The organism is Limnohabitans radicicola (genome assembly GCF_014837235.1).
GTDB lineage: Bacteria > Pseudomonadota > Gammaproteobacteria > Burkholderiales > Burkholderiaceae_C > Limnohabitans_A > Limnohabitans_A radicicola.
On record NZ_JACYFT010000015.1, the window covers coordinates 1 to 2,575 of the forward strand.

Genomic DNA, 2,575 nt, shown 5'->3' on the forward strand with positions numbered 1-2,575 from the left:
GCTGTTGGCCAGCCCTGTCAGCGCGGTGTTGCTGGTGTCGATCGGCTCGCTGAACTGCAGTGTGATGGTGTTGCCACCCGCCGCCGCCGCCACAGATTGCAAGGTGGGCAGTACAGTGTCGATCGCTGTGCTGGGGTCATCGGCACGGGTGAAGCTGACGGCGGCATTGCCCACCAGATCGGTGATGTTGACCCAAGGGTTGGCAGCGATTTCAATACCGTCAGAGTCCACATCGGTGGGCTGCAACACATAACTGAAAGTGGCAGTTTTGTTCGCCGTATTGGTGCTGCTAAGTGCGGCAAGTCGGTTAACGCCATCAAAGTTAAGGTACAAACCGCTGCTTCCAACCACACCTTTGACGGCTTCGTTGAATGTCACCGTCACGCTAACCGTCTCACCAGCAATGAATCCATTGGGTGCGCTGAACACTACATCAGCTTGAGGAACCGATACCAGTGGCCCTGCTTTGTCCACAGTCAGGGTAATGGGAGCGGTGACAGCCCCGGTACCAATAAACCGATTGGTAACAAACGTACGATCAATTTCTGGCATCGACATCGCTCTGACATTGCTGTAAACCGTACCGTGATCACCAGTCGACACAGTCCAGGTACCATCAACCACAGAGGCACTTGCCCAACCAATCAACGTTTCAGATGTTTGATCGTAAAGCCCATCCGAATTTGTATCTGACCAGACAAGCGTCAATGACCCTTTATTCGCCGTACCAGAAATATGAGTTGAAACACTGTTGTTTTGGGCGCTATAGTCCACCACGGACAGAGAAGTGTCGGCCAACACAGATACTGTCAATGCTGCAGAGGGATTAGAACGGTTACCAAACTGATCAATCAGTACAGCATATACTTTATGTTCGCCCACGGGCAAATCCAAGACGGCTCTTGCTTTGCCATTTGCAGCCAGGACAAAGTCTGTGGACTCCTTTGCATAAGAGTTATGCCAAACAGCGACTCGGTTTTGGGGGATTGGGTTCAAGCTAGTATCGGAAGAAGCCTGTCTATAAAATTCAACACGTGCGTCTTGATATTGGCCAGAAACCTGCACCTCAAAAATAAGGTTTTGTGTGCCGATGGTTGTATTATCAGAAAATGCTGTTTCTGCTGCTGCACCATTCGTAAGTCGATCAGAAATCAAATCCATGTTTGTCGGGGATGTTGGCACATCAGATCCGACAACATTTATTTCGGAAAATAAATAACTGCCAACACTGCCACCGTCAACAACCCTTGCAACTACCACATGTTTGCCGATGGACAGAGGGTAACCTGTCATATCCAGTGTGTAGTTCGCTGAATTACCAACTTGAGTGATTTGTGCATTTACTGGACTTCCATCAATCTCCACTTGTAATTGTTGTGCACCTGCTAGGGCTTGACTAAGTTCAAATGAATAAACAAGAGCTGCATCACTGGTGACACGGTCCGTTGCACTGATACCAGTGTCATCATTGATAGAGATGCTCCTAACCGATGGGAGGGATGCCGTAGATGCTGTTATGTTGGATGATTCAATCGATGTATCCACGAGAACTGATGCAGCCCCTTTAGTCCAATTTCTGTAAGTCCCGCCATCCCAGCCTTGAATATTAATAGCGCCAAGCGTCCAGCCGGAGTCGGCAAAACTGATGCGAGAATTAGCGTCTCCCCTCACAATAAGGCTATCATTGTCAGACATTTGAAGCACATCTGCTTCTGATAATTGCAAATAACTTATAGCCTGACCACGCAAATCAATTTTCTCTATACGCTCAAGTTTGTGTAAACCTTCAGCGTTATTGAGATAGTTGCTCACATGTGCCGACAGATTGACAAATCGTGCTTGGCCTGAGGAAAAGTTCACATGCAGGGTATCGTTACCTGCCCCACCATCGATGAGGCGGAAGTTCGCGTCATTGGCCGTGATGGCATCATTGCCGGCACCTGCACGTACCAAATCCGCCCCCGCTACAACAAAGCTCTCTTGCGCCGATGTTCCGGTGCTGCGCTGATCGACCAGTGCTGCAGCATTGCCCACATTGCTCATGTTGGTCAAGGTGTCGGCCGCGACCACTGCACCCAATGTACCTACCCCCCATTTCTCCATGAGATACAAAGTCACTGCCTGGCGCTCTGTTGTACTCAGTGCGCGGTTGAAATAAATCACTTCGGAAATACCACCAATCAGGGGATCATGTCCGTACCCCCCAATAATCATCCCCGCGCCTTCGTAGCCAGTAGAGTAAGCCGGATTAATTGGATTATTAGATGACAAAAGAGAATCTTCAAATTTACCGTTCACGACGATATTCTGATCCTGTGCCAGCGCATAGTTAATCAAAGTCGGGGCGAGGCGGACTTCATTTTCCGAAATCGCAGTCCTAACAGAAGAGCCATTATTCCAGGGCATAACCGAACCAAAAATACTACGCTCGGCACCTACCGATGCCGTTGACTCCCAGTTATAGACCCCCCATCGATCCCACGGGTTGGGATATGTGGCATTGGACACACTGGCTGACGCCTGTAATAAGGCAGTGCGCGTATCCGCATCTTTGTCACTAATGACAAAAACTTCT

1 protein-coding gene is annotated in these 2,575 nt (G+C 49.3%); it reads right to left on the reverse strand.

Features of this window, described 5'->3' with window-relative positions; genetic code table 11:
* Positions 1-2,575: Ig-like domain-containing protein (locus IC609_RS16030; RefSeq protein ID WP_191820536.1), on the reverse strand; the 2,575-nt coding region annotated here is incomplete at both ends.